This is a genomic window from Flavobacterium sp., from assembly GCF_013823965.1.
Taxonomy (GTDB): domain Bacteria; phylum Bacteroidota; class Bacteroidia; order Flavobacteriales; family Flavobacteriaceae; genus Flavobacterium.
In genome coordinates, this window is record NZ_PNNA01000028.1 from 1 (window position 1) to 26,866 (window position 26,866).

The window sequence follows — 26,866 nt, forward strand, 5'->3', positions numbered from 1 at the left end:
CAAAACTAATTATACATACAATGAATAAAAAGATTCTTGGTTTTATTTTAATTGGGCTTTACTTGAGTAGTGAAATTACGATTGCTCAAACCAAATCAATACAAGTTTCATTATTGGCCCCTACGCCTCCAATGGGTTGGATGACTTGGAATTTTTATGCGGATAACATCAATGAAAAAGACATTCGTGAAATGGCAGATGCCATGGTGAGCAGCGGCATGTTGAAGGCAGGATACAATCACGTATTTATTGATGATGGCTGGCAAGGAGGAAGAGATAATAGAAACAATATTATTCCTGATCCAAAGAAATTTCCGTCTGGAATAAAAGCACTCGCCGATTATGTACACAGTAAGGGATTAAAACTAGGGATTTATTCAGATGCAGCTTCACTGACTTGTGCGGGTTATACTGCGAGTTTAAATTTTGAAGACCAAGACGCCAAAACTTTTGCCAGTTGGGATGTTGATTATTTGAAATACGATTATTGTGGAGCTCCCGATGATATGGAAATTGCCCAAAACCGTTACAAAAAAATGGCAGATGCCTTGCGCAAAAGCGGACGTGATATTGGTTTGGGTATTTGCGAATGGGGAGACCGAAAACCTTGGCTTTGGGGTCAGGAAGTAGGAGGACAATTATGGCGTACCACAGCAGATGTTAGGGACAAATGGAAAAGCCTCAAATTGGTTAAGACTGCCAAAGAATTACATTCGGTTGGAGCAGGAATATTGGATATTGTTGATTATTCTCAAGATTATGCGTCTTATGCCGGACCGGGACACTGGAATGATTTAGACATGCTTGTGGTTGGGCTTTACGGAAAAAAAGGACCTTCGGGTGATCTAGGCGGAGTTGGCTGTACCGATGAGGAATACCAAAGCCAGATGAGTCTTTGGTCTATCATGAATTCACCATTGGCAGCTACTAATGATGTGCGAAATATGAATGCCGAAACCAAACGTATTTTATTGAATGACGAGGTCATTGCCATCAATCAGGATGCATTAGGAAAGCAAGCAGTTTGTAAAATCAAGAATGAGTTATGGAGCGTTTTTGTAAAACCATTGGCCAACGGTGATTTTGCCATAGCTATTCTGAATCGTTCTGAAACCGTACAAAATTTTAAAATTGGCTTTGCCGAATTGGGATTGAATGATACTTATGAAATAAAAGATTTATGGAAACATAAAGTGATAGGTAAAGACAAAAAATGGAACGGTAAAGTACAGTCCCACGAGACAAAATTGTTTCGATTGAAAAAAATATAAGGACTGTTATGAAAAATGCAATTCATTTAGTACTGTCTTTTTTTGTGCCTTTTTTAAGCATGCTGGCACAAACTGATCAGGAAATAAAGTTTGACAGGCCGGCAACACATTTTACCCAATCGATTCCGTTAGGGAATGGACGCTTGGGCGCTATGGTTTACGGAAATCCTGTCAATGAACGAATTGTAGTAAACGAAAACTCGATGTGGTCTGGCGGTGTCGAAAATCCGAATAGGGAAGATGCCTCACAACATTTGCCTAAAATTCAGCGATTGTTAAAAGAGGGTAAAAATAAAGAAGCTCAAGAATTGCTGCAAAAATACTTTGTCAGTGCCGGTCAGGGTTCTGCTTATGGAAATGGTGCAAATGCAAAATTTGGTTGTTATCAAATTTTTGGAGACCTGTTGATTAACTGGAAAAACAAGCAGGAAATTGTTTCAGATTACAAAAGAACGTTGTATCTCGATAAAGCATTGGCTGTGACCGAGTGGAAAATAGACGGGGTTGCCTATAAAGAGGAAGTGTTGACTAGTGCTCCTCAAAACGCTATCATAATTCGTCTGAGTTCAAACAAAGCAAAATCGTTGCATTTTAGGATAGCATTGGAAAGAAAAGAAAATGCAAAATTTGTGTCCAATGGCAACACGATTACAATGACTGGACAATTACCGGGCGGTAATGGCGATTTGGGAATCTGTTTTGCTGGATATGCGCAAGCCAATACTGCTGAAGGGAAAGTAATTTCCGAAAACAATGGTTTGACCATTTCTGGAGCTACCGAATGTGTTATTGTGTTCAGTGCCGCTACAGATTTGAACTGGCCAATGGTTGAAAAACGAGGAGAAAACCCTTTGCCTGTGGTTCAAAAAGCAGTGAAATCAGCCAGTAAAATTTCTTGGAACGTTATAAAAAACAAACACATAACAGATTATCAATCATATTATAACCGATCTAAAATACAGTTGACGGCTAAGCAAAATGAAGCCATTTCGAACCTGTCTACAACGCAACGTTTAGTGCGTTTTGCGAAAGGTGAAAGCGATGTGACTTTGCCTTCATTGTATTTCAATTTCGGAAGATATTTATTGATTTCGTCTTCTCGTCCGGGAGGATTACCGACGAATTTGCAAGGACTTTGGGCGGAGGAATATCAAACACCATGGAATGGAGATTATCATTTAAATATTAATTTGCAAATGAATTATTGGCCTGCAGAAGTTACCAATTTAGCCGATTGTCACAAACCATTAATCGATTTCACGAAACAATTGGTAAAGCCGGGAGGAAAAACCGCCAAGGCATATTATAATTCTGATGGTTGGGTTGCGCACGTAATTGCCAATCCTTGGAAGTTTACCGCACCGGGTGAAGGGGCAAGTTGGGGCTCGACCTTATCCGGTGGAGCTTGGTTGTGCGAACATTTATGGCAACATTATTTGTATAATCCCGACAAGAAGTTACTAAAAGAAATTTATCCAGTTTTGAAAGGGGCTTCTGTTTTTTATAAAAATATTTTAATAGAAGATCCTAAAACCAAGTGGTTGGTTACGGCTCCTTCGAATTCTCCCGAGAACTCCTATAAAACTGAAGACGGTTTTGTGGGACAAACAACCATGGGGCCAACGATGGACATGCAAATAGGAAGGGAATTATTTGCCAATACCATTGCGGCGGCTAAATTACTTGTTGTAGATCAAGCTTTTGCGGATACTTTAGAACAATTGAAAGGACTTTTGGCTCCAAACCAAATTAGTAAAAAAACAGATGGAGTCCAAGAATGGATTAGAGATTATGATGAAACGGAACCGACTCATCGACATATTTCACAGCTTTATGGCCTTTATCCTTTTGATGAAATTAATGCGATCGAAACACCTTTGTTGATTGATGCAGCTCGTAAAACATTGTTGAGAAGAGGTGATGAAGGTACAGGTTGGTCAAGAGCATGGAAGATTAATTTTTGGGCAAGGTTAGAAGATGGCGATCATGCGTTGAAAGTTTTAAAAGGATTGCTGGCGCCTGTCTTTATAGAAAACGGGACTTCATATATTCAAAAAGGAGCTGGCTCTTATGCTAATCTTTTTTGTGCACATCCGCCGTTTCAAATTGATGGGAATTTTGGAGGAACTGCCGCCATTGCCGAAATGATTTTGCAAAGTAACGGGAAGAATTCCGTAATTCGTTTATTGCCCGCTTTGCCTACCAGCACTGATTGGAACGAAGGGAATGTAAAAGGCCTTCGCGCCAGAAACGGTTTTGAAGTGAATTTCAATTGGGCTGATGGCAAGCTTAAAAAAGCAGAAATCATTTCTATATCAGGAAATAATTGCTTTGTAAAAATTCCTTTTGGGATGGCAGTTTACGATTCAAATGGTAAAAAAGTAAAGGTGAAATCGGAAGGAATAGATGTGGTCACTTTTCCTACCCAAAAGAGAATAAGTTACTATATAAAATAAAAATAAAGACTAAAACCTGTTTCTGGGTTTCAAATTAATATAAATAAATTGGATAGATTATGAAAACAAAATGCTACTACCTCATTGTTTTGACTCTCTTTTTTGGCTTGCCCATATTTGCGCAAAGAGATACTATTTCGTTAAACAAAAATTGGCAGTTTAAGATTGATAAGTTGGCCGAAGGTAAGGAGAAACAATGGTATTCCCAAAACTGGATTGATGCTCGTATTGTCAATGTTCCACATACTTGGAACATCGAAAAGGAAAACGAAATGCACTATGGCTGGGGCTGGTATCAAAAAAAAATATTTGTACCCACAAATTGGAAAAGCAAACAGTTGATTTTGCAATTTGGTGCCATAAACCATACGTCAGCAATTTATATTAACGGTAAAAAAGTAAAGGAAAATATTGGGGATGGTTTCAATAAATTCTATATCAACTTAGATGGAATGCTGAAATTTAATGCCGAAAATACAATTACTGTTGCCTGTAACAATGATTTTGGAAAGCTGAAAGTTCCTTATACCAATTCATTCGATTGGCCTAATGACGGCGGACTTATTAGAGAGGTAGCTTTGTTGTTGAGTGACCGACCAGCAATGGCTTTTGCACATATTACACCAAAATTAGATGTGGCAACCAATCAAGGCGACGTGAAAATCAGAATAGGTTTGCAGGAAACCAATGCCAATAAGAACTTGAAATTTAAAATCCAAATAAAGGAAGATAATCAGGTCACACACAATGTTGTTTTGCAAACTATACTAAAACCAGTTTGGGAAAATGGAGAGGCAGTGCTAACGTTCCGATTGCCAAAAGTAAATCCTTGGCACTTTGATTTTCCAAATTTGTATCGTGCCGATATCAGCTTGCTGAGTGGAAACAAGGCGACCGATAAAATAAGCAGTACATTTGGTTTCAGGGAAATCAAGTTTGTTGGTACGAAATTGTATTTGAACAACGAGCCTATTAAAGTGATGGGCGTGGAATGGACTGCCGGTTCGAATCCTAAATTTGGTTTTGCCGAGACCAAAGAAGAAATCATCCGCCACGGGAAATTAATGAAGGACGTGAATTGTATTTTCAGCAGGGTTCATTTTCAACAGGATGATGTGTTTTATGATTTCTGCGATCGCAACGGAATTATTATTCAGGAAGAAGTTCCTTTGTGGGGACCTGAAACTCCGTCTGATGTTTCTACAGAAAAAATTGCACATAGCCAGTTGGAAACCATGATTTCAAACCATTACAACCATCCTTCCATTTTTGCTTGGGGAGCAGGCAATGAATTGCGTGGACGTGATGCCAACATGAAAAAAATGATTGAAGGATTGATTGCCAAAACTCGTAAGTTAGATCCATCTCGTGCCGTTTGTTATGTAAGCAATACTTTGAATGATCAATATTATAACAATCCAAAATTCACACCTGATGCAGGAAGTTTGGGCGATTATATTATGATGAACGAATATGGTGGCAGTTGGTGGGATGTTCCAGTCGGGAAAATTGGTCAATATATGGACAGTATACATATGAGCTATCCTGATAAGCCTTTTTTTATATCGGAATTTGGTTTATGTGAGCCTAATTTTAAAGGGGGAGACCAGCGCAGACTGGAAGACCTTATTTATCACATGGCACTCTATGAAAGTAAGCCTTATGTTGAAGGAGGTATTTATTTTGACCTGACAGATTATCGCACGCATTACGGTGGTGGTGCGGGTAAATTAAAACAGCGCGTACACGGTATTTATGATATGTATGGAATTCCAAAACCATCAATGAAAGTATTGCGAGAGCAGTCTTCTCCTGTTGAAGTCCATTCGTTAAACAATTTGAAAAAAGGAAAATTGACCTTGTCCATTTTTGGCAGTGTAGGTTTGCCGCAACACATAGTAAAAGGATATAAGGTTTATTTGTCGGACAGAGCCGATAATTACACCTCGACCAAAGCCTATGAATTGCCGACAATAAAGCCGGGGGAAAAAATTAACTTTGAGGTGGATGATCTGTATAATGGGAAAGGAATTATCACCATAGTCAGGCCAACAGGTTATATAGCATCCCAGAAATCGTTTAATCCTAATGAAGTTTTTGAGACATTTAAATAAGTTTAGATAAAAATGAGTATATCAGTAATTGCCAAAATAATTTTTTCATCACTTTTAATAGTGAATTTTAGTAATGCCCAGATTTTAAAAAAAACAAATCAGTACGGGTATAAAATTACGTACACGAAATATTCGAATGGTAAAAAAGTAGAAAATCAAGATCCCATAATGGTCTTTACCAATGAGAAGGAAACCTTGTTATCTTCGGAAGCTATTCAATACAAAAAAAATAATTATCCTTTTGAAGAAACCAGAATAGATAGAACTGATAATTCGTTTACACAATTAGCTTATTTAAAAGCAGGCAAAAGTATCGCCATGGTGGATACTAATTCGATTTTGAAACAAAATTTAGAATTGGTCAACGAAACAAAAATAATTCTTGGTTACGTTTGCAAGAAAGCAAAAACCGTTGTCAACTCTAATAATATTGAACTTTGGTACACAGATCAATTAGGCGTTAAAGGTGCACCCACAATTTTGGGTCAAAATTTAGGACTGGTGTTGGAAACAGTTAGAAATGGAAATTCCGTTGTAACGGCATCAAAAATTGAGAAATTAAAAAAAGAACAATCTCTTTTTATTTCGAATGATTTTTTTGCTGCCCCTAAAACGGATGCCTTGAGTTACCGTGATTTTCTTTGGAAAAGTAGATTTAAAACAATTAAAGTTTTTGAAGAAGAATTGGTGAGATTCTCGGATGAAGCAAAATCCAACGATAGTATTTTAAGGTTTGCCAATGGCCTTATTTTGGTTCGAAAAATAAAGTTTCCCGAAATAAGGAAAAGACAAAAAGTCTTTATTGATATTCAACAAAATTCTAACGGAGATGCATATGACAGAACCGGTACAGCATTTATTATTCCCACGGATAAACCGATTTCATTTTTAGATGGATTGCAAAAAGGGCCCAAAGAATTACCTGTCTATACCAATGGAAACCATTCAGAATACCAAGGAGTTGTTGCCACGGACAATTATTCGCCGCTATTGGAATTGATGCGTTTTTTTACTCCTTTTGGCATAAAGCAATACAATTATCTGGAGTTAAAAGACAAGAAATGGCACGAACTCACGCCTTACAGACAAGAAATCACAGATATGGCAGATTATTTGAGTAATAAAGAACTTTGGATTGGAGTGACGATTGGAAATTATGATAAAGGAGGTCATAAAGTTTCCATGAATGTAACCATTCATCCGGGAGAAAATGAATCAGAAAAAAATCCGATTATGCAAGATAATAATGTTTTGCCGCTATTCAATACCGTCAACATTCTAGAAATGGCTGGCCAAAATTATGGTTCAATGTTTAATACTGAAAAGGGACTTGAAACCACATTTACATTAGATAAAGATGTTAAAAATGTCCAGCTAAAATACATTACCACCGGTCACGGAGGTTGGGAAAATGGAGATGAATTTGTGCCCAAAAAGAATACTGTTTCCTTGGACCAAAAACCGATTTTTTCATTTATTCCATGGAGACAGGATTGTGGATCATATCGCTTGTTTAATCCTTGTTCCGGGAATTTTGCAGACGGTTTGTCTTCTTCGGATTTAAGTAGATCCAATTGGTGCCCGGGTACCGTTACAACCCCAATATATATTGATTTAGGAGATTTAAAAGCAGGTAAACATACCATTCAAGTTCAAATTCCAATGGGCAAACCCGAAGGAGGAAGTTTTAGCTCTTGGAATGTTTCTGGCTGTTTAATTTGGGAATAAAAGAGATATCAAAAGAATCAAACATAAGATGGAATTCAACGGAAACATTGAAAACAGAACCTATAAATGGTTCAATCAATTACTATTGGGGCTGGTATTTACTTCAATTACCTTAATGGGTTATGCACAGCATAAGAACTTTGTAATGATTGACAAATCAATGTCGGAAAAAGAATTGGTAAAAATAGCCGCAAATATAGTTCCTTCACCCCAGCAATTGCGCTGGCAACGTCTGGAGTTAACAGGCTTTATTCATTTTGGCATCAACACGTTTACCGGCAATGAATGGGGGGACGGGAAAGAAGATCCCAAATTATTTAATCCTACTGAATTAGATGCAAGACAATGGGTGAAATCATGTAAAGAAGCCGGAATCAAACAAGTTATTCTTACGGCAAAGCATCACGATGGTTTTTGTTTGTGGCCGACTAAGTTTACTGAGCATTCTGTCAAAAACAGTTCGTGGAAAGAGGGAAAAGGAGATGTTGTCAAAGAGGTGGCAGATGCCTGCAAGGAAATGGAGGTAGGTTTCGGAGTTTACCTGTCTCCTTGGGATATGAATAACGTTTCCTATGGAACAGACGCTTACAATGATTTTTTTATCAACCAGTTAACGGAATTACTTACACAATATGGACAAATTGATGAAGTATGGTTTGATGGAGCCAATGGAGAAGGCCCTAATGGGAAAAAGCAAGTATATGATTTTGAAAGATGGTTTGCCCATATTCGAAAATTACAACCACAGGCAGTAATTGCGGTTTCAGGTCCTGATGTGCGTTGGGTTGGAACCGAGACAGGACATGGCCGTGAGGAAGAATGGAGTGTGGTGCCAATGGGCAAAAATAATATAACAACGGAAGGTTCCCAAACTAAAGTGGATCAAGCACCTGCAGGAGATATGAGAGGCCAGGTTTTGGGTAGCCGCGCTCAACTCAAAGAAGGAGATGCATTAAAATGGTATCCGGCAGAGACTGATGTTTCCATTCGTCCAGGGTGGTTTTACCATGAATCAGAAGATAAAAAAGTAAAAACTCCCGAATACCTGAAAGAAATTTATTTTAATTCTGTAGGAAGAAATGGGGTTTTGTTGCTGAATATCCCACCAGATAAAAGAGGGTTAATTACTGATTATGATACTACTTCATTAAAAGTTTGGAGGGAAAAGCTAAATCATATTTTTGCCGAGAATCTTCTGAAAGAGGCAAAAGCGGTAGGAGCAGTAAAAAAAAATAAAAATTTACTAGACGGTAACGATTCAACTTATTATTTTTTGCCAATTAAAAAGAACAAGAATATTGTTGAAATAGATTTGAAAGAGGAAAAAACATTTAACGTTTTATTGCTTCAGGAAAATATCACTGTTGGTCAAAGAGTGGAAAAGTTTGTTTTCGAATATTGGAAAAATGGAGAATGGAAAAAAGCTACTGAAGGCACCACGATAGGTTTCAAACGCTTGTTGGAATTTCCATCCGTAAGTGCATCTAAGGTAAGATTACGTATTCTATCCTCGCGATTAAAACCTGCATTGTCTGAAATAGGACTGTATTTTGACAAATAAAGCAGAAAACACAATTAGATGTGGCCATATTCAGCAAGACAGAATTTAACGACATTTTTTCGCCTAAATTTTTAATAAATTCCATTATTTTGTTTGAAAATTTACAAGGTTAACGGATAAACCTCTGATTTCAGAGAATTTATAGTTTTTATTTTATAGTTTTTTTGGTGTAATAAAATAATAATGTTCAAAAGAAAAATATCCTTTTTTAAATATTAGTGGATATATTTGTCCGCTATTAAAATAAATTACGTATCTTTGTAACCAAATAAGAGAAAAATGTTTTCAAAAGCTTGCGAATACGGTATAAGGGCATCAATATTTATTGCTGAGCAATCACTGTTGGATAAAAAAGTGAGTTTAAAAGACATCGCCAAAGCCATTGATTCTCCCGAAGCGTACACTTCAAAAATATTGCAGCAACTTTCCCGAAACTTTATCATCAATTCTGATAAAGGCCCAACGGGTGGTTTTTCGATGAGCCGACAGGAACTTGAGAACGTAAAATTGAGCACGGTCGTGACTGCAATAGATGGCGATGCCATTTACAACGGTTGCGGATTGGGATTGAAAAATTGCAGCGAAGAAAAACCTTGTCCGGCACACAGCCAATTCAAAACGATACGAGACCAACTCAAAATAATGTTGGAAACGACTTTAATAAAAAATTTGACAATGGATTTTAAAGACGGTTTGACGTTTTTAAAAAGGTAAAAAAATTTAAAATAATAGTGGACATTTTTGTCCAATAATAAAATAAACAACTTAAAACAATAAAAAAATGAACATTCAAGAAAATCAAATTATCGGCGAATTGGTGGCAAAAGACTATCGTACCGCTTCAGTATTCAAAAAATATGGAATAGACTTCTGTTGTCAAGGAAACAGGACCATAAGCGAAGCTTGTGAAAAGAAAAATATCGATTCGGAATCGGTGGTTATTGATTTGGATGCCTTGATCCAGGCGCGTGGAGAAAATGCCGTTGATTATAAATCTTGGCCTTTGGATTTATTGGCAGATTACATCGAGAAAAAACACCATCGTTATGTACAGGAAAAAACGGCGGAAATAATCCCGTATTTGGACAAAATTTGCAGGGTTCACGGAGCGCATCATCCAGAATTGTTCGAAATCAACGAACATTTTAATGCCACCGCGGGCGAATTGGCGAAACACATGAAAAAAGAAGAATTGATTTTGTTTCCAATTGTCAGAAAATTGGCCAAAGCAAAACAGGAAGGTTCCAAAATGGTCGCTCCACCTTTTGGCAGCATACAAAATCCAATCAACGCCATGATGGACGAACACTCCACCGAAGGTGATCGATTCAGAAAAATTGAAGAATTGAGCAACAATTATACACCGCCACAAGATGCTTGCAATACTTATGGAGTGACTCTTGGTTTGTTGAAAGAATTCGAACAAGATTTGCACCTGCACATTCATTTGGAAAACAACATCCTGTTCCCGAAAGCCATAGAATTAGAAAAAGAATTATCTTAAAAGTAAATAAACCAAGCCCTGATTTTGATGGCAATTGCATTGAAATAATTATGGATTTAAATAACAATCACGAAACCGACAAGCCGCTTAAACGCAGTGAATCCCTAAAACCGTTAAGCAGGGAGCACCATCACGGCTTGTTGTTTTGCTGGAAAGCAAAGACCGGAATCAAAAAAAATGTCGATGTGTCACGCATAAAAAAGTATGCGGACTGGTTTTTCCAAAATTATTTGGTTCCTCATTTTGAAGTGGAAGAAAAATATGTTTTTCCTATTCTGGGAAACGAAAACGAATGGGTTAAAAGAGCCGTTTCGGAACACGAAAACATGAAACAACTGTTTGAATCCAATACGGAAATTCTAAAAAATATTGGCTTGATAATAGCGGAATTGGAGCGTCATATTCGTTTTGAAGAGCGTGTTTTGTTTGGCGAGATTCAAAAAGTTGCCACTGCAGAACAATTGCAGGCCATAGAATTCAACCATTCCGACGAAGAATTCGTGGATAACTTGTCGGATCTATTTTGGGAATAAATAATGGAATATATACAAATTGCTGTTCAAAAAAATTGTCGTGAGATTTTATGAACTTGAATAACAGTTCTTTTTTGCCTACGTATCAAATCAAAAACCTCTAAAGAAAAGTAGAGGTTTTTTTGTCGTGATACTTAACTGTGGATAATGAAGGGATTTCGTGTACAGAACCATCGAGGATTTAGATGTTATTTTGGCTTTTGCCAAAAAAATAAAACAAAAAATAGTAACTGAAGCTGCCGTGTTGGGCGAAGCATTCGTTAGCTTTTGGAATAATTGTGTATCTTTGATTGAAACAATTTAATTTAAAATGACGCTATTTCAGAACGCCAGCGAATGGATTGATGCCGCAAATGCACAAGATCCAAACCAAGAAATATACCAATCACAAACCTATCCAAAGGAACTTTTGTATTCGAATCGAATGTATGAAAGGTTGATGAATTTTCATCCCAATGCTTCCGAAGAAGTTCAGATAGCTACCAAGGCGCAACACATTTGCCGTTGGAAAATGCCGAGAGAATTGTATCCGATGGATCGTGTGGGTTATTTAAAATGGCGTGAAGATTTGAAGAAATTTCACGCCAAAACTACCGGCGAAATCTTGGCCAAAGCCGGATATTCACAAGAATTTATCGACAGGGTTTCTTTCCTTATCGAAAAAAAATCACTCAAAAAAGACGAGGAAACCCAATTGCTGGAAGACGTGATTTGCCTCGTGTTCCTCGAATTTTACCTCGATCCATTCGTGCAAAAACACGACACGGAAAAACTCAAAAACATCATCCTGAAAACTTGGAACAAAATGTCCGATGCCGGACATCAAGAAGCCTTGAAAATAAACTATACCGCCGCAAATCTTCAGTTGATAAAGGATTCACTTGGGTTGTAACACGGTTTCGTCATGCAAAACAACAGCACAGCATCTGCCGATATTTCGTTCAAGAATTTAAGGCGATGTACATTTTCGGCCTCTTGACCATTGCGATTAAGGTACTTTTGAGCCAGTTGTTGATCCAACACAATCTCCACAGCCAGTTGAGCGATTCGCGAATCATCAATATTTCGGGAAAGTAAAGAATGCTCAGCCAGAAGTTGACCAAGGAAATCTTGATTTTGAATTTCATTGCCGATTCCACCAACAACGAAAAAGAGATTGACCAAGCAAACGAAATCATCAAACTTTGTACATTTAACCACAATGCTTTAGAAAAAGGAAATGACAGTCTTGGTTTTCCAAAAGAAAAAAGCAAGGAGCTTTCCGAACTGTTTGTAGCCATTAAACCTAATTTTGAACAGATTCTCAAAGCTGCGACAAGGTTTTTGGATAATAAAAAATTGAGGAGCCAACAGAATTTCGTAAAAATAGTGATGCTTTCCATGTACGAATCAGAAGAGTATGTCTTGAAATCCATCAGGGCGGGAGCCGACGGTTATTTGCTAAAAGATTCCAGCAAAGAGGAATTCTTGAAAGGGGTTTATGCCGTTTCCAAAGGAAGGAAATACTTTAGTGGCGATATTTCGTCGATATTAATTAGACAAATCAGTAATCCTGTTGCAGCATTGGAATCCAAACAATCTTTGGAGCAGAATCCGATGATTACCAAAAGAGAAAAAGAAATCCTGAAATTGTTGCTTTCCGGAAAAGGAAACAAAGAAATTGCCGCATCCTTGGCTATCAGCAAAAGAACGGCAGGAGTCCATCGTTTTAATTTGATGAAAAAAATGAAAGTCAAAAATATAATGGAACTTTCCAATAAAGCGAATGAATTTTATTATTCTAATCTGTTTATTAAAAGTTCTTTAGCTGTCTGAAACTACGTAGCAGAATAATGTTTTAAGTATAAATACTTGATTGTTTTTGTAAAAAAATACAAGTATTATGTTTGGGTGGGAGTAAATTTAATCTGTCCAATCTGTATTTTCAAGGCTATTTATGCGTAAATTAGCATTGGCTATTGCCGTAATTATTAACCAATTGTTTACTATTATGAAAAATTTAGGCCTGTATTGTTTGTTGTTGGCTTGCATTGCGTTCCAAAGCTGCAATAAAAACCCAAAAGACGTCGATGTTAAAGCCGTGGCTGAAAAACCGACAAGCGTGCAATGTTACAAAGCGTTGTATGAAAAAGACACTCTCGAACTAAAAGTAAACACTTTGAAAAGCGGAAAAGTAACCGGGGACATGGTCATGAAAGTTTTCAACAAGGCACAGAAAGTTGGAAAAATAGCCGGAAAATTCCGTGGCGACACCTTGTTTGTCGATTATTCTTTTACCTTGGCGATGAATGACAAAGTACAATACAAAAACCCGATGGCTTTGCTAAAAAGAGGCAACGAACTTGTTTTGGGCAACGGAAAAATTGAAAGCTATTTGGGCGTTTCATATTTTGCCAAAGGCCAACCCATAGATTTTGACAAGGTGAAATATAAATTCACTGCCGTGGATTGCGTCGATAAATAGAGACCGACATCAATTTTTTAAACCAGAAACCCCGTTTCAATATTTCTGAAACGGGGTTTCTGGTTTTTATATGGTTTCGTGTTTTTAAAACAAATCTGTTTTTAAAACGGCTCCGCTGCTGGCATTGGTCACCAAGCTTCGGTATTGTCCCAACCATCTTGAATTTAGTTCTTTTTTCAACGGCACAAATTCGGCTCTTCTTTTGGCAATTTCTTCGTCGCTCAAATTCACCGACAAGATGTATTGATCCACGTCGATATGAATTTCGTCGCCGTCTTTCAATAATCCAATCATTCCGCCTTCGGCAGCTTCCGGACTTACGTGACCGATACTGGCTCCACGGGTTGCTCCGCTGAAACGACCATCGGTAATGAGTGCCACTTTGGCTCCCAAGCCCATTCCCATAATCAAGGAAGTAGGGGCCAACATTTCCTGCATTCCAGGACCTCCTTTCGGCCCTTCGTATCGAATAACGACTACGTTACCCGCTTTTACTTTGCCACTTGTAATTCCTTCAATGGCTTCCGGTTGACCGTCAAAACACACGGCAGTTCCAGTGAAAACTCGGTCTCCAGTGATTCCGGCAGTCTTGATTACCGCACCTTGTTCGGCCAAATTACCGTATAAAACGGCCAAACCACCCACTTTTGAATACGGATTGTCGATGGTGTGGATAATATTCGTGTCCTTGATGTAGGCATCTTTTATTTTTTCCAAAACGGTTTCGCCGCTTATCGTAAGGTTGTCCAACAAGATGTCGTCACCTCTTTTGGTCATTTCCTTCATTACCGCATTCACGCCACCCGCCGTGTTGATGTCTTCCATGTGCACGGTGGACAAACTTGGCGAAATCTTGGCGATATGGGAAACTTTTTTGGAAATGCTGTTGATGTCTTCCAAATTGAAGTTGACGTCGGCTTCCTTGGCAATGGCCAACATGTGCAACACGGTGTTGGAACTTCCGCCCATAGCCATATCCACGGCAAAAGCATTTTTTACTGCATTTTCATTCAGGATGTTTCTCAGTTTGAATTTTTCGGTTTGTGCCTTGTCTTTGGCAATTTCGCAAATTCTTCGGGCAGCATTTCTGTACAATTGTTCGCGTTCTTTGGTCAAAGCCAAAATGGTTCCGTTTCCGGGAAGCGCGATTCCCATGGCTTCCATAAGGGTGTTCATGGAGTTGGCAGTAAACATTCCCGAACAACTTCCGCCGCTAGGGCAGGCGTTGCACTCGATGTCTTTCAATTCTTCTTCGTTCATTTCTCCGGCTTCAAACTTTCCAACGGCTTCAAAAGCTGTGGCAAGGTCAATGGGAACGCCATCTTTGGTATGTCCTTTTTTCATTGGGCCGCCACTCACGAAAATGGTTGGAACGTCCACTCGCAAAGCACCCATAATCATTCCCGGAACGATTTTGTCGCAGTTGGGAATGGCAATCATGGCATCCAGTTTATGGGCATTCATCACCGTTTCGATGGAGTTGGCGATCAGCTCTCTTGAAGGCAAGGAGAAAAGCATACCGTCGTGTCCCATGGCAATACCGTCATCCACCCCAATGGTGTTGAATTCAAAAGGAACGCAGCCGTTTGCCTTGATTTCTTCCTTGATGATTCTGGCCACCCTGTCCAGGAAAAAGTGTCCCGGAATAATTTCGATGAATGAATTGGCCACACCAATGAATGGTTTGTCAAAATCTTCGTCCACTAATCCTGTTGCCCTGAATAACGATCTATGGGGCGCTCTTTGGTACCCTTTTTTTACTTCATCACTTCTCATGCTAAATTTTTTTATATTTTTTAAAATTGGCTTAATCGTATTTTTTAAAAGACGGTTGTCTTTTATTTGGGTGCAAAAATACATAAAATCCCAGCGGGATAAAATAATAATCGAACCCGGATTGTTAGATTAATAACAAAACGGTGTTTTTTGAAACAGGGAGTTATGAGAAAAGCAAAGGATTTTGATGTTTGCAGAGCCTTTGGGAAGTGAGGCATAAGTTAGCCGTTTTCTGTTCAACAGAGGAAAATTGTTGGTACCAAGTAAATTATCTTAATGTCCAAATAGAACCGTTTTTAGTCGTCAGTTTTTCCAGATATCCTTTGTTTGTTAGGTTATTTAATACGTTTTCGCTTTCTGCTCGTGGTGTTCCCGAAAGCTCGGAAAACTCTTTGGCAGTCAAAGACTGATACTTCGCAAAAAGTGTTTCCCCATTTTTGCGGTATTCGCTTTTCTTTACATTCGGATTGAGCTTTAATATTGCCATTTCATAGAAAGCAAAAGGTTTTGAACCATACACAATTTCTTTGTTGCCAGAATTGTCGAAAAAGAAAATAGTCGGAAATCCTCTTACGCCAAATTCTTTGGCTGCCTTCAAATCTTCTTCAAAAAAGACTCTAGCTTTTCCATCAAAATCAGTTTTTAATTGCACTGGGTTTAATCCAACTTTTTTGGCGGCTGTTTCCAAATGTTCCCATTTGGCAATGTTTTTCTTTTTCAAAAAGACCATTTCTCGTATTTCCCTCAAGAACAAAATGGCTTTTTCTTCATCTTGCATTTGTGCCGCTTTGAAAGCAATGGATGGCGGATACGAAGAATTTAAAGGGTCTTCCAACCAGACATCGCCATCGATGGGCATGTCGTAGTACACGCTTACTTCGTCCCAATGGTGTGCCACATCCAAAGGTTTAGAAATTCCGCCACTATTATAATTCCAATCAGGCAATAAACCGCCCATTCGGTATTCGATTTCAATGCCGTTGCCGTATTCCAGTTTTAGTTTTCTTAATTGTGGTTCGATGCCCCAACAAGAAGAACAAATAGGGTCGGTGAAATAAACCAATTTTACCGATTTTTCTGTTTTTGGGGTAACATTTTTTGTTTTTGTACTGCTGTCTGGTATTCCGCAAATACCCTCAACAGGATCGCATATAAGTTGATTGCTGTTTTCTGTTGTCATATTTTTATTGTTTTCCATTGCTGTTGATTTTGTTTGTCCATTGCAGGCGGTAAAAAATAGCGAACTGCAAATAAATGTGATGGTTTTACGATTGAACATTTTGTTTTAACGATTGTAACTTAATGGAACTAAAATACGATAATGCGATAGTTGCCACCGAAAAAACTAAAAATGCATAAGCGTTGTAATCTTTTGCAATGTGTGCAATGATGGCAGAAACGATGTTTATGGAAAAACCAGCATAAGCAAAATTTTTAATTCCTTTGGGAACAAAAGGAAGGAGCAAAGCCAAAGCTCCTAGAAATTTTGCTACGGCCAATTCTATCCTGAAATAATCTTCGGTGAAACCAAGACTTGCAAATGCTTCTTTCATCTCCGGAGCGGCCAAATAATTATAGGCACTGAAAAGCATGAATGCAGAGAATAATCCTGTACTAATCCAATAAATCAAATTGTATTTTTTCATTGTTTTAAAATTTTATTGTTTGTAATTCTTGTGCAAATTTACTGCTCATCAAATTTCTTTTCACTATTCGTTTCCCTTTGGAAAGTAGTTTCATTTAGGAAACTATACTTGTGTTTTATGTTATCTTTGTAAAACAAAAACAATAGATTCAAAAATGAAAAAGGAAGCGATTTTCAATAATAATCAGCAGTGTAAAACCCGAATAATGGCAATAAAAGATACAATGGAAATTCTTTCGGGTAAATGGAAATTCCATATTTTGGGGACTTTGACCTTGGGCGACAAATTGCGTTTTATGGATTTGATGCGAGAAGTAGATGGCATTGGCTCAAAGATGCTTTCCCAAGAATTGCAGGATTTGGAAATGAATCACCTAATCAGCAGGACCGTACTAAACACCAAACCTGTAACTGTTGAATACCAAATTACGGATTTTGGAAAAACGTTGGTTCCTATCATTGATGAAATTGCAAAATGGGGTATTGAATACAGAAATTTTGTTTATGACAAGAATAAATGACATTGGTTTATATTCTTGTTTGGTTGAAGATTTTCAGGTTAAGTAATAGTTCTACCACTATATATAATGTTCTGATGCTTTAGTTTAAGAGAAAATTAGGGGATTTCAGTTTTTGGAGAGCTTTTGGATTTGTTTTTAAACACATTTCGGAAAGAGGAGCACGAACCTGGGACAACGCACCAGCCGTTGTGGCTCGTCTTATCCTAAAACAAGATTAGATGTTATATTTTCTGTTTTGCTTCGTCGTGTTCTTTGAATGCATTACTTTAAGGTTAAATGATTTTCCAGTAAAGTGTCATTTTACACAAACATTTTCCACTAAAAAGGACGTTGCACCATCGAAACAATGAGGTATTAATTAACCAACGGTAATCAATAACAAATTAATTAAAAACAAGTATATATTGTTGTTAAAATGATAATTGTGAAATATGATATTTATCATTCTTTTTTTAAAATATAACAAATATCTTTGAGAATAATAAAATTATAACAGAGTAATTATCTATAAATTTATTGATATGGCAAAAGTGCAAGGAGCTATAGTCGTGGATACACAAACCTGCAAAGGTTGTGAAGTCTGTATTCCTGTTTGTATGGAAAATGTAATTGGAATGTCGAGCGAGGTGAATCGAAAAGGTTACCATTATGCTTACATGAAAAATCCTGAAGCTTGTACGGGCTGCACGAATTGCGGCAATGTTTGCCCCGATAGGGCAATCTCGGTTTATAGAGTAAAAGTTTCAGCATAATTCTTAAAACAGTAGTGCAATGTCAGAATTAAAATTAATGAAAGGCAACGAAGCATTGGCTGAAGCTGCCATCAGGGCAGGAGTTGATGCTTATTTTGGTTATCCCATCACTCCGCAAACAGAAATCATCGAATATTTAATGACCGAACGTCCTGAAAAAAGGACTGGAATGGTCGTCTTACAAGCCGAAAGCGAAGTAGCGGCCATCAATATGGTTTATGGTGCGGCAAGTACGGGCAAGAAAGCAATGACTTCCTCGTCAAGTCCAGGAATTTCCTTGAAATTGGAGGGGATTTCCTATTTGGCCGGAGCAGAATTGCCAGCGGTAATCGTGAATGTCGTTCGAGCCGGACCAGGTTTGGGAACCATTCAACCCTCTCAATCCGACTATTTTCAATCGGTAAAAGGAGGAGGACACGGCGATTATAAGCTCTATGTTTTGGCACCGGCATCCGTTCAGGAAATGTCAGATTTTGTGGAAGATGCTTTCGATATTGCCTTTAAATATCGCGCTCCCGTTTTGATTCTTTCAGATGGATTGATTGGACAAATGATGGAAAAAGTAATCCTCAAAGAGCCAAAACCAAGATGGACCAACGAAGAATTAATTGAAAAACAAGGCAGTTGGGCAGTTACCGGCAAAAAAGGTAGAGAACGAAACGTGGTTACTTCACTGGATTTGAAATCCGAAAAAATGGAAGCCAGAGTTCATAGATTACTAAAAAAATATGAGCAAATGGAAAAAGAAGACTTACGTTACGAAAAAATATACTGTGACGATGCCGAATACTTGATAGTTGCTTACGGTTCAAGCGCCAGAATTTCACAAAAAGCTGTCGAATTGGCCAGAGCCAAAGGAATAAAAGTAGGATTATTGCGTCCCATAACGTTGTTTCCCTATCCAAAACAAGCATTATTTGAATTGGCCGACCAGATAAAAGGAATTTTAAGTGTAGAATTGAGTGCAGGTCAAATGGTGGATGATGTACGGCTTGCCGTTGAACACAAAGTACCAGTGGAACATTTTGGCAGGACCGGGGGAATTATTCACACACCAGAAGAAATTTTAGAGGTTTTAGAACAAAAAATCATCAATAATGGAAGTAGCAGACATCATAAAACAAGAGAATCAAGTATTTTGTAAAACAAAATTAATGACGGATACATCCTTGTCTTATTGCCCAGGATGCGGACATGGAACGGCTCATAATCTAACCATGGAAGTCATTGATGAAATGGGCATTTCGGAAGATGTTATTGGTGTTGCACCAGTTGGTTGCTCCGTTTTGGCCTACGATTTTATGGATATTGACATGTCACAGGCTGCTCATGGTCGTGCTCCTGCGGTTGCAACAGCCATTTCAAGACTTTGGCCGGAAAAATATGTGTTTACGTATCAAGGTGACGGCGATTTGGCCGCCATAGGAACAGCCGAAACCATTCACGCCTGCAACAGGGGAGAGAATATTGTCATTATTTTTGTCAATAACGGCATCTACGGAATGACCGGCGGACAGATGGCGCCAACAACCTTGGCCGGAATGAAATCGTCCACTTCGCCTTATGGCAGAGAAATTGAAACTATGGGTTCGCCCTTAAAAATAACAGAATTAATTGCCAATCTTCCCGGAGTTTATTACGTAACCAGACACTCCGTTCACACACACAAACACGCTCGAAAAGCTAAAATAGCCATCCGAAAAGCATTTGAAAACACACGGTTAAAAAAAGGACTTTCTTTTATCGAAATCCTGTCCAACTGTAATTCGGGTTGGAAAATGACACCAAACGAGTCCAACATTTGGATGGAAGAAAATATGTTTCCTTATTTTCCTCTTGGTGACATAAAAGTTGAAGGTAAATTAAAACAGTAAAGCGATGACAGAAGAAATTATGATTGCAGGTTTTGGAGGACAAGGAGTGCTTTCAATGGGTAAAATATTGGCTTATTCTGGAATAATGCAAGATCAGGAAGTCAGCTGGATGCCTTCTTATGGTCCTGAAATGCGAGGAGGAACGGCAAATGTCACCGTGATTTTAAGTGACGAAAGAATTAGTTCTCCCTATTTGAAAATTGTGGATACCGCCATTATTTTGAACCAACAATCTATGGATAAATTTGAGGAATCCGTAAAACCAGGAGGTATTTTAATTTATGATCCCAACGGAATCACGCATCATCCATCCAGGACGGATATTAGTATTTTTCAAATTGAAGGCACTAAATTAGCTGCCGAAATGGGGAACAAGAAAATTTTTAACATGGTAATTTTAGGTGGATTTTTAAAAGAAAAACCCGTCGTAAAATTAGAAAACGTGATTGAAGGTTTAAAAAAATCAATCTCTGAACGCTATCATAATTTAATTCCATTGAATGTCGAAGCCATTACAATGGGCATGAACAACATCGTTCCTTATTATGTAGTCAAAGAACCTGTTTTTCAAAATTAATTTTTCATATTTTTTTCGATTCTAATTCTGGCATCGACGGCAAAAATTTCTTTTGAATTACCTAATAGCGGATTCAAATCCAGCTCTGCTATTTCAGGGGCAGCCAATATTAAAGCGGAAATTTTTTCGATAATTTCCGCAAATATTTTTTCATTGACGCCTTCTTGGTTTCTGATGCCTTGAATTATTTTGTAGGATTTTAAATTTTGAATCATTTCAAAAGCTTCAATTTTTGAAACAGGTACCAGCGCGGCATTGATGTCGTTTAAAACTTCAATGTATATTCCCCCTAAACCGCATAAAACCAAATGGCCAAAATTCCCTTCCTTCTTTGCTCCAATGAAAAGTTCCACTCCTTTTTTCATAGGCTGGATTAACACGGCTTTTGCACCTTCAATTTGCATGATTTTGTCATAAGATTCCGTTACTTGTTCCCTGGAATTAATGTTTAAAATAATGCCTCCAACATCAGATTTGTGCGTGGGACCAATCACTTTCATCACCACGGGAAAACCCATTTTTTCGGTTTCGGATAGGCATGATTTTGCACTACGGCATTCGGCTTGTTCCACTATTGGAATCGTTGCCGCAACTAACAAAGTTTTTACTTGTTGCGGTTCTAGATAGCCGTCTGTGGCTCCATCTATTACAGATCTGATGGTTTTTATATCAATATTTTTTTGTGGTATTTTTTCAACGATGGGTAGAGTTGTTCTCAATGTTTTGGCCAAGGCATTTCCTAGCAGCACTTCATCTGGAAAATTGATATTGCCTTTCGAGATGAAATAATCGATTTCCTTTTTAGCATTCACCACAGAGGGCAATATGGGGAAAATTGGTTTCGAACATGTTCTCATTTTTTTATCCAAAACATCGTAAACGTCATAGACTTCAAACAATCCGGGACTTCCAAAAATAACAACCATTGCATCTATATTCGAAAATTTATTTTCACAATAATCAATAATTGTCCCTAAATGTTCTGCGGTTCCAGTGGCTAAAAAATCAATGGGATTTGAAACCGAGGAACCCAAAAACAGTTTTTCGAGCAAGATTTCACTCTCTTTTCCATCAATTTCCGGGATATTTAAACCGTTCTTGGATAAAGTGTCCGTGAGCATTACAGCCGGTCCACCTGCATGGGTGATTATGGCAATATTTTTGCCTTTTAATTCCTTGTGCAAAAAAATTCCGGCCACGGTTATCAGTTCATTTCTGCCGTAGCAACGCACAATTCCTGATTTTTTAAACATGGCATCAACGGCAACGTCAGAATTGGCCAATGCTCCGGTATGTGAACTCGCTGCCCTGCTGCCTGCCGATGAACTTCCTGCTTTGATGGCGGCAATTCTACAGCCTTTTTTGATTAACGAAGTGGCGTGTTTTATGAATTTTTGTGGATTTCCAATACTTTCGATGTAAAGCAATTTTACCCTCGAACTTTTGCCCTTTTCAAAAGTAGCATCTAAATGTTCCAAAACATCTTCGACGCCAATTTGTGCTGAATTTCCCATAGAATAAACACTCGAAAAAGGCAAGCCTGTTGCCATTGCAGCTTCCAGAATGAATACGGCCGTTGCTCCAGATCCTGAAATAAAATCAACACCGTTTGGATTTAATTTGGGAATTGGCGAAGTAAAAACGCCCGCATAATTTGGATTGATTAAGCCTATATTATTTGGCCCGAGCAAGGTGCCTCCCACGGCTTTTATTTCCTGTACAATTTGTTGTTCCAAGATTTTTCCTTCGTCATCTTTCTCTCCGAATCCGGCTGAAAAAATGATAAAACCTTTGGTGTTTTTTTTCTGCGCCAAGATTTTGACAGTTTCCAAAGTGAATTTGGCCGCTATGGCAATAATTGCTAAATCCACGGATGGAATTTTTGAAACATTTTGATGGCATTTCAGGCCTTGCACTTCGGTTTCTTTCGGATTTACGGCAAACAATTCGCCTTTGAAATTATGGGTAATCAGGTTTTTTAAAACACTTCCGCCTGGAGTATGAACATTATTTGAAGCACCAACAACAACTATACTTTTAGGATTTATTAATTCTTTGTTTAGCATAAATTATCATTTAGGAAATGATTTCGAAGTTTTTTTATCCAATAACTCAATATTGTTTTCTAATGGAATCAATTTTATTCCATTTTTGCAATGCCTTAAATTTACAGCTTTCAAAGCAATAAACAATAAAAAACAGTACAAAATATTTTTCTTCTTATAAGATAATTTTTATTTATAATTAGTTAATTATCAGTGATTTATATATGAATTATTTGTAAATTTAATGGTTTTTAATACTGCTAATATACCAAATGAAATTTTGCCTCTAATTTCATCTAGTCTACTTAAAATTTAATATTGAAATAATTACTTAGGGAGGAATCTGAAAATCCTTGAAAAGAGTAGGGAAATTATTTAACTCATTAAAATTTACTAGCATGAAAGCAAAAATCTTTACTTCATTAATTTTGGGATGGCTGTTTTTGTCCGCTTCACTTGGTCAGGCCCAAAATGTTTTATCGGATGGTGAGTTCAACACGACCACAACAATCAATAACTACTTTAGTCAGCCAGAACCGGATAATGTTTGGTATTCTTGGCAGAATTGGCAAATCAACAATAACGTGACCGTTGTTGACGGTGTATGCCATTACGACGTGGTAACCTTGGGAGCGGCAAAAAACACTTGGGACATTCAACTGATTCAAAAAGGGTTTCCCTTGATACAAGGACATACTTACCGACTTTCTTTCGATGTGAAAGCTGATGCTTATCGCAGTTTTGGTCTTTTCTTGGGCGAGAATGGAGGCAATTGGATCAGCTTGATAGGCTATGACAAGTACACTCAATTTGCCACTACGGATTGGAAAACCATAACAATTGATTTTGTAGCCACAGCAGTGTTTTCAAGTCACAAATTAAGTTTTGAATTGGGTGCGGAACAAGTAGTCACACATTTTGACAATATTATGTTGGTCGATATGGGGATAATTGTACCCAGCATTGGTGTTCTGGGTAGTTCTTTAAATGGCTGGGATGTTGATGTGGACATGCAAACAACAGATGGAATAAAATATATGTTGTTAAATTATCCGTTGACTGCCGGCTTTGTCAAATTCAGGCAAGACAATACTTGGGATATAAATTGGGGTGGTAGCAACTTTCCTTCTGGTGTTGCCTATCCAAACGGTCCAGATATTTTTATACCGGTTTTAGGGAATTATGATATTATTTTTAATAGACTGACAGGGGAATATTTATTTGTGTGTGTCAGTAATTGCCCCGCTTCCGTGGGAATTCTGGGGAGTGCCGTTCCGCCAGATTTTAGTTGGAACAGTGATGTAAACATGGGAACCATCGATGGAAAAACGTATACCTTAAAAGGCTACACTTTTGTTGATGGTGAAGCAAAATTCAGGCAAGATGATAGTTGGAACGTGAATTGGGGAAACAGTAGTTTCCCAACAGGTACTGCACTCCTTAATGGTCCAAATATTGCAGTTAAAGCGGGTACTTACAATGTAATGTTTAATAGTGTTACCGGAGATTATAGCTTTGATTATCCGGTGATTGGTATTGTTGGTTCTGCTTTAAATAGTTGGGATATTGATGTTGACATGCAAACGACAGATGGAATTGCTTACACTTTAAAAAACATTTCGTTTAACGATGGAGAAGTTAAATTCAGGCAGGATCACGAGTGGACAACTAATTGGGGAAACAATACATTTCCAACAGGTATTGGCTTTCCCAACGGAGCCAACATTCCAGTTCTTGTTGGAACCTATGATGTAACTTTTAACAGGGTTACGGGAGAATACACTTTTACGGCGACTTCTTGCCCCGTTCCAAGCATTAAATGCCCAGATACTATTTACATGGTCAATTCACCGGGAATGTGTGGCACTTATGTTTATTATTCTCCAGTTGTTGCTGCGCCCAATTGTGGAGGAGAGGGAATTTCGATAACACAAACTGCCGGATTGGCAAGTGGTTCTTTCTTTCCGGTAGGTACTACAACTAATACATTTGTGCTCAAAAATGAAACAAATAATACGGTAACATGTAGTTTTGATGTAATCATTCTAGATTATGAACCACCCGTAATAAAAGGAATTGCGGATGAATTGGAGCCACTTTGGCCACCAAACCACAAGATGATTCCCGTACAACTTGATTACAATGTGACGGATAATTGTGGAGGCCCCATCACTACTGATATTTATGTATATAGCAGTGAACCGGACAATGGATTGGGAGATGGAGACAAGGCTGTAGATTGGGAAATAAAAGATGTGCATACTCTTCTTCTGCGAGCAGAACGTTCCGGTACAGGAACTGGAAGAATATATTACATATACATAGTTAGCCACGATAACTCGTATAATTATAGCTTTAAAATGGTAACTGTTGCCGTTCCCCATGATAAAGGAAAAGCGGCAAGTATAGCAAGCACATCTAAACCAAGTAGCACTAATAACAAATCTTCATTTGGTGATACCGCCATCGAAAATGTTTCATTTGCGACGAATGTATGGCCTAATCCAAGTAGCGGCAATTTTAAACTTGAAGTTCAATCGGCTTCGAATGAAAATGCCGTACTTTTCATTTTTGACAGCAACGGACGTTTAGTTTCGAATGTGAATGCTGGCAGTCAACAAACCATTTCTTTTGGTGAAAATTTGAAGGCTGGAATTTATATGGTTGTTGTAAGACAAGGCAATAATTCCAATACTTTTAAAGTGGTGAAACAATAAACCACAAAAAAAATAAATTTTTTGAGGCTGCCCGTCATAATGGACAGCCTCTTTTTTTTAAATTCCACAAATTTACTTATTTTTATAAAAAATAGTATTTATGACTTTTTATGCCAAACCAGTATTGCTTCTTTGCACTTTTATTTGTGTAATTTCCTGTAAATCCCAAACCGCAGTTTCCAATAATTTTTCCAAAAATTTGCCAGTTGTCGATGACACCACATTCGTGAATATAAAAGACTACAGCAAAGATTTTGTTTATGACATGAAATATGCCACTTCGGATAATTTTTTGAAAGCCAAAGTGTACGATTGCGCAGAATGTTTTTTGCGATTGAAAACCGTTAAAGCGATTGTCCAAGCAAATGAAGCCTTTATGAAAATGGGTTATAAAATCAAGTTTTTTGATTGTTACAGACCTTTGGATATTCAAAAAAAAATGTGGAAAATTGTTTCCAATCCTTCTTATGTTGCCGATCCCAGCAAAGGTTCCATACACAATAGAGGAGGAGCCGTTGACATCACATTAGTCGATTTTAACGGAAAGGAACTCGATATGGGAACTTCTTTCGATTTTTTTGGTGTTGAAGCTGGCCACGATTATTTCAATCTTTCGCCAGAAATCCTCGCCAACAGGGAACTGTTAAAAAAAACAATGAAGGAAAATGGGTTTAACGCGCTAGATTCGGAATGGTGGCATTACAATTTAAAATCAGCGTTGAATGACAAAGTTTCCAATGCTAAATGGAACTGCGATTAGTTATTCTATGCAATGCAAGTAATTGACAAAATAGGTTTCCGGTTGATAGACCTTATTGTCAAGTTCCGATTGAAATTCTTTTTTGATGACATAATCTTCAATGTCTGTCAGGTATTTTATTCGCATCAAATTTACGGGCGCGCTTTTTAGGTCTTCAAAAGAACCTTTCATAAACATAAAAGTTCCGGTTAGAATTCTGTTGTTAAAGCCTTTTTCGTCTCGAATCAATGTGCCACAATTTTCTTGGTCAATATGGAGTAGCGTTATTATTTTGCCATTATTTAACTGTAAAAATAATTTGGAATTTTTGTCAAAACAATTGGCTTTTAAAAATTCTTTGCTTTTTTGGATGAAATTAATGTTCAAGGTTGGCGTGCCGTCCGTCAATGCCAATGAATAAAAGATGTAATTGGTATTTCCTGCAAAATTTTTCTCGTAAATCATGTATTCCTTGGTCGATTTGTAGGTTCCAATAGAATCGGTAACATTTGCACTGTATTCACAAGGTTTCTGGGCGAATAAAGTACTGCTTATCATGCATAAAATTAGTAGGACTGCCTTTTTCATT

23 protein-coding genes are annotated in these 26,866 nt (G+C 37.8%); 18 read left to right on the top strand and 5 right to left on the bottom strand.

Annotated elements, in window-relative coordinates:
- From C0430_RS02740 to C0430_RS02790, 11 genes are all read left to right on the top strand, one after another.
- The coding region (locus C0430_RS02740; protein ID WP_366559287.1) for a glycoside hydrolase family 27 protein at window positions 1-1,271 on the top strand (1,271 nt) is incomplete at its 5' end.
- A gap of 8 nt (window positions 1,272-1,279) precedes the next feature.
- Entirely contained in the window at window positions 1,280-3,727 is a 2,448-nt protein-coding gene (locus tag C0430_RS02745; RefSeq protein ID WP_290865232.1) for a glycoside hydrolase family 95 protein, read from the top strand.
- Window positions 3,728-3,786: 59 nt separating this feature from the next.
- Window positions 3,787-5,841 carry a glycoside hydrolase family 2 TIM barrel-domain containing protein gene (locus C0430_RS02750; RefSeq protein ID WP_290865235.1) on the top strand — a complete coding sequence of 685 codons (2,055 nt, stop codon included), beginning with the start codon at window positions 3,787-3,789 and terminating at the stop codon, window positions 5,839-5,841.
- 12 nt (window positions 5,842-5,853) lie between these two features.
- Window positions 5,854-7,569, top strand: coding sequence for a PNGase F N-terminal domain-containing protein (locus tag C0430_RS02755; protein WP_290865237.1), 1,716 nt, complete (start codon window positions 5,854-5,856; stop codon window positions 7,567-7,569).
- A 28-nt stretch (window positions 7,570-7,597) separates the two neighbouring features.
- Window positions 7,598-9,130, top strand: coding sequence for an alpha-L-fucosidase (locus C0430_RS02760; RefSeq protein ID WP_290865239.1), 1,533 nt, complete (start codon window positions 7,598-7,600; stop codon window positions 9,128-9,130).
- A 279-nt stretch (window positions 9,131-9,409) separates the two neighbouring features.
- The gene (locus tag C0430_RS02765; RefSeq protein ID WP_290865241.1) at window positions 9,410-9,844 is read left to right on the top strand and encodes an Rrf2 family transcriptional regulator; all 435 of its coding nucleotides are present in this window, start codon (window positions 9,410-9,412) and stop codon (window positions 9,842-9,844) included.
- Between the two features lie 67 nt (window positions 9,845-9,911).
- Complete coding sequence (gene ric, locus C0430_RS02770) at window positions 9,912-10,634, top strand: iron-sulfur cluster repair di-iron protein (RefSeq protein ID WP_290865243.1); 723 nt, start codon at window positions 9,912-9,914, stop codon at window positions 10,632-10,634.
- 50 nt (window positions 10,635-10,684) lie between these two features.
- Window positions 10,685-11,167, top strand: coding sequence for a hemerythrin domain-containing protein (locus tag C0430_RS02775; protein ID WP_290865245.1), 483 nt, complete (start codon window positions 10,685-10,687; stop codon window positions 11,165-11,167).
- Window positions 11,168-11,477: 310 nt separating this feature from the next.
- Window positions 11,478-12,059: a DUF4202 domain-containing protein gene (locus C0430_RS02780; RefSeq protein ID WP_290865246.1), complete on the top strand. Its 582-nt coding sequence runs from the start codon at window positions 11,478-11,480 to the stop codon at window positions 12,057-12,059.
- A 188-nt stretch (window positions 12,060-12,247) separates the two neighbouring features.
- Window positions 12,248-12,982, top strand: a complete 735-nt coding sequence (locus C0430_RS02785; protein WP_290865249.1) for a LuxR C-terminal-related transcriptional regulator — start codon at window positions 12,248-12,250, stop codon at window positions 12,980-12,982.
- A gap of 121 nt (window positions 12,983-13,103) precedes the next feature.
- Window positions 13,104-13,631 (top strand): hypothetical protein, encoded by a 528-nt coding sequence (locus tag C0430_RS02790; protein ID WP_290865251.1) that lies wholly within the window; start codon window positions 13,104-13,106, stop codon window positions 13,629-13,631.
- Between the two features lie 84 nt (window positions 13,632-13,715).
- Here C0430_RS02790 and ilvD read toward each other — a convergent pair whose 3' ends face one another.
- From ilvD to C0430_RS02805, 3 genes are all read right to left on the bottom strand, one after another.
- Complete coding sequence (gene ilvD / locus C0430_RS02795; protein WP_290865253.1) at window positions 13,716-15,407, bottom strand: dihydroxy-acid dehydratase; 1,692 nt, start codon at window positions 15,405-15,407, stop codon at window positions 13,716-13,718.
- Window positions 15,408-15,675: 268 nt separating this feature from the next.
- A complete protein-coding gene (locus tag C0430_RS02800; RefSeq protein WP_290865255.1) occupies window positions 15,676-16,605 on the bottom strand; it encodes a ClpXP adapter SpxH family protein in 930 nt (309 codons plus the stop codon).
- Between the two features lie 67 nt (window positions 16,606-16,672).
- Complete coding sequence (locus tag C0430_RS02805) at window positions 16,673-17,053, bottom strand: DoxX family protein (protein WP_290865257.1); 381 nt, start codon at window positions 17,051-17,053, stop codon at window positions 16,673-16,675.
- Between the two features lie 154 nt (window positions 17,054-17,207).
- On the opposite strand from C0430_RS02805, the gene C0430_RS02810 reads away from it, so the two are divergent.
- The 5 genes from C0430_RS02810 (at window position 17,208) to C0430_RS02830 (ending at window position 20,776) form a co-directional block, all read left to right on the top strand.
- A complete protein-coding gene (locus C0430_RS02810) occupies window positions 17,208-17,573 on the top strand; it encodes a helix-turn-helix domain-containing protein (RefSeq protein ID WP_290865259.1) in 366 nt (121 codons plus the stop codon).
- 521 nt (window positions 17,574-18,094) lie between these two features.
- Entirely contained in the window at window positions 18,095-18,325 is a 231-nt protein-coding gene (locus tag C0430_RS02815) for a 4Fe-4S dicluster domain-containing protein (protein WP_290865261.1), read from the top strand.
- A 19-nt stretch (window positions 18,326-18,344) separates the two neighbouring features.
- Window positions 18,345-19,469, top strand: a complete 1,125-nt coding sequence (locus C0430_RS02820; protein WP_290865263.1) for a 3-methyl-2-oxobutanoate dehydrogenase subunit VorB — start codon at window positions 18,345-18,347, stop codon at window positions 19,467-19,469.
- Entirely contained in the window at window positions 19,423-20,199 is a 777-nt protein-coding gene (locus C0430_RS02825) for a thiamine pyrophosphate-dependent enzyme (RefSeq protein WP_290865265.1), read from the top strand. The genes C0430_RS02820 and C0430_RS02825 overlap by 47 nt, the downstream gene beginning before the upstream one ends.
- Window positions 20,200-20,203: 4 nt before the next feature.
- Complete coding sequence (locus tag C0430_RS02830) at window positions 20,204-20,776, top strand: 2-oxoacid:acceptor oxidoreductase family protein (RefSeq protein ID WP_290865267.1); 573 nt, start codon at window positions 20,204-20,206, stop codon at window positions 20,774-20,776.
- Here the strand turns inward: C0430_RS02830 and C0430_RS02835 are convergent.
- Window positions 20,773-22,842 (bottom strand): acetate--CoA ligase family protein, encoded by a 2,070-nt coding sequence (locus tag C0430_RS02835; protein WP_290865269.1) that lies wholly within the window; start codon window positions 22,840-22,842, stop codon window positions 20,773-20,775. The genes C0430_RS02830 and C0430_RS02835 overlap by 4 nt on opposite strands.
- A 377-nt stretch (window positions 22,843-23,219) precedes the next feature.
- Between C0430_RS02835 and C0430_RS02840 the strand changes: the two genes are divergently transcribed.
- Both C0430_RS02840 and C0430_RS02845 read left to right on the top strand, forming a co-directional pair.
- Window positions 23,220-25,538 carry a T9SS type A sorting domain-containing protein gene (locus C0430_RS02840; protein ID WP_290865271.1) on the top strand — a complete coding sequence of 773 codons (2,319 nt, stop codon included), beginning with the start codon at window positions 23,220-23,222 and terminating at the stop codon, window positions 25,536-25,538.
- Window positions 25,539-25,638: 100 nt separating this feature from the next.
- On the top strand, window positions 25,639-26,298 hold the full coding sequence (locus C0430_RS02845; protein ID WP_290865273.1) for a M15 family metallopeptidase: 660 nt from the start codon (window positions 25,639-25,641) through the stop codon (window positions 26,296-26,298).
- Here the strand turns inward: C0430_RS02845 and C0430_RS02850 are convergent, their stop codons facing one another.
- Window positions 26,299-26,865, bottom strand: a complete 567-nt coding sequence (locus C0430_RS02850; protein WP_290865275.1) for a hypothetical protein — start codon at window positions 26,863-26,865, stop codon at window positions 26,299-26,301. It abuts the gene before it with no gap.
- Between the last annotated feature and the right edge of the window lies 1 nt (window position 26,866).

Coding starts and splice junctions, on each gene's coding strand:
- C0430_RS02745 (WP_290865232.1), top strand. CDS start 1,280: ATGAAAAATGCAATTCATTTAGTACTGTCTTTTTTTGTGCCTTTTTTA.
- C0430_RS02750 (WP_290865235.1), top strand. CDS start 3,787: ATGAAAACAAAATGCTACTACCTCATTGTTTTGACTCTCTTTTTTGGC.
- C0430_RS02755 (WP_290865237.1), top strand. CDS start 5,854: ATGAGTATATCAGTAATTGCCAAAATAATTTTTTCATCACTTTTAATA.
- C0430_RS02760 (WP_290865239.1), top strand. CDS start 7,598: ATGGAATTCAACGGAAACATTGAAAACAGAACCTATAAATGGTTCAAT.
- C0430_RS02765 (WP_290865241.1), top strand. CDS start 9,410: ATGTTTTCAAAAGCTTGCGAATACGGTATAAGGGCATCAATATTTATT.
- ric (WP_290865243.1), top strand. CDS start 9,912: ATGAACATTCAAGAAAATCAAATTATCGGCGAATTGGTGGCAAAAGAC.
- C0430_RS02775 (WP_290865245.1), top strand. CDS start 10,685: ATGGATTTAAATAACAATCACGAAACCGACAAGCCGCTTAAACGCAGT.
- C0430_RS02780 (WP_290865246.1), top strand. CDS start 11,478: ATGACGCTATTTCAGAACGCCAGCGAATGGATTGATGCCGCAAATGCA.
- C0430_RS02785 (WP_290865249.1), top strand. CDS start 12,248: ATGCTCAGCCAGAAGTTGACCAAGGAAATCTTGATTTTGAATTTCATT.
- C0430_RS02790 (WP_290865251.1), top strand. CDS start 13,104: ATGCGTAAATTAGCATTGGCTATTGCCGTAATTATTAACCAATTGTTT.
- ilvD (WP_290865253.1), bottom strand. CDS start 15,407: ATGAGAAGTGATGAAGTAAAAAAAGGGTACCAAAGAGCGCCCCATAGA.
- C0430_RS02800 (WP_290865255.1), bottom strand. CDS start 16,605: ATGGAAAACAATAAAAATATGACAACAGAAAACAGCAATCAACTTATA.
- C0430_RS02805 (WP_290865257.1), bottom strand. CDS start 17,053: ATGAAAAAATACAATTTGATTTATTGGATTAGTACAGGATTATTCTCT.
- C0430_RS02810 (WP_290865259.1), top strand. CDS start 17,208: ATGAAAAAGGAAGCGATTTTCAATAATAATCAGCAGTGTAAAACCCGA.
- C0430_RS02815 (WP_290865261.1), top strand. CDS start 18,095: ATGGCAAAAGTGCAAGGAGCTATAGTCGTGGATACACAAACCTGCAAA.
- C0430_RS02820 (WP_290865263.1), top strand. CDS start 18,345: ATGTCAGAATTAAAATTAATGAAAGGCAACGAAGCATTGGCTGAAGCT.
- C0430_RS02825 (WP_290865265.1), top strand. CDS start 19,423: ATGGAAGTAGCAGACATCATAAAACAAGAGAATCAAGTATTTTGTAAA.
- C0430_RS02830 (WP_290865267.1), top strand. CDS start 20,204: ATGACAGAAGAAATTATGATTGCAGGTTTTGGAGGACAAGGAGTGCTT.
- C0430_RS02835 (WP_290865269.1), bottom strand. CDS start 22,842: ATGCTAAACAAAGAATTAATAAATCCTAAAAGTATAGTTGTTGTTGGT.
- C0430_RS02840 (WP_290865271.1), top strand. CDS start 23,220: ATGAAAGCAAAAATCTTTACTTCATTAATTTTGGGATGGCTGTTTTTG.
- C0430_RS02845 (WP_290865273.1), top strand. CDS start 25,639: ATGACTTTTTATGCCAAACCAGTATTGCTTCTTTGCACTTTTATTTGT.
- C0430_RS02850 (WP_290865275.1), bottom strand. CDS start 26,865: ATGAAAAAGGCAGTCCTACTAATTTTATGCATGATAAGCAGTACTTTA.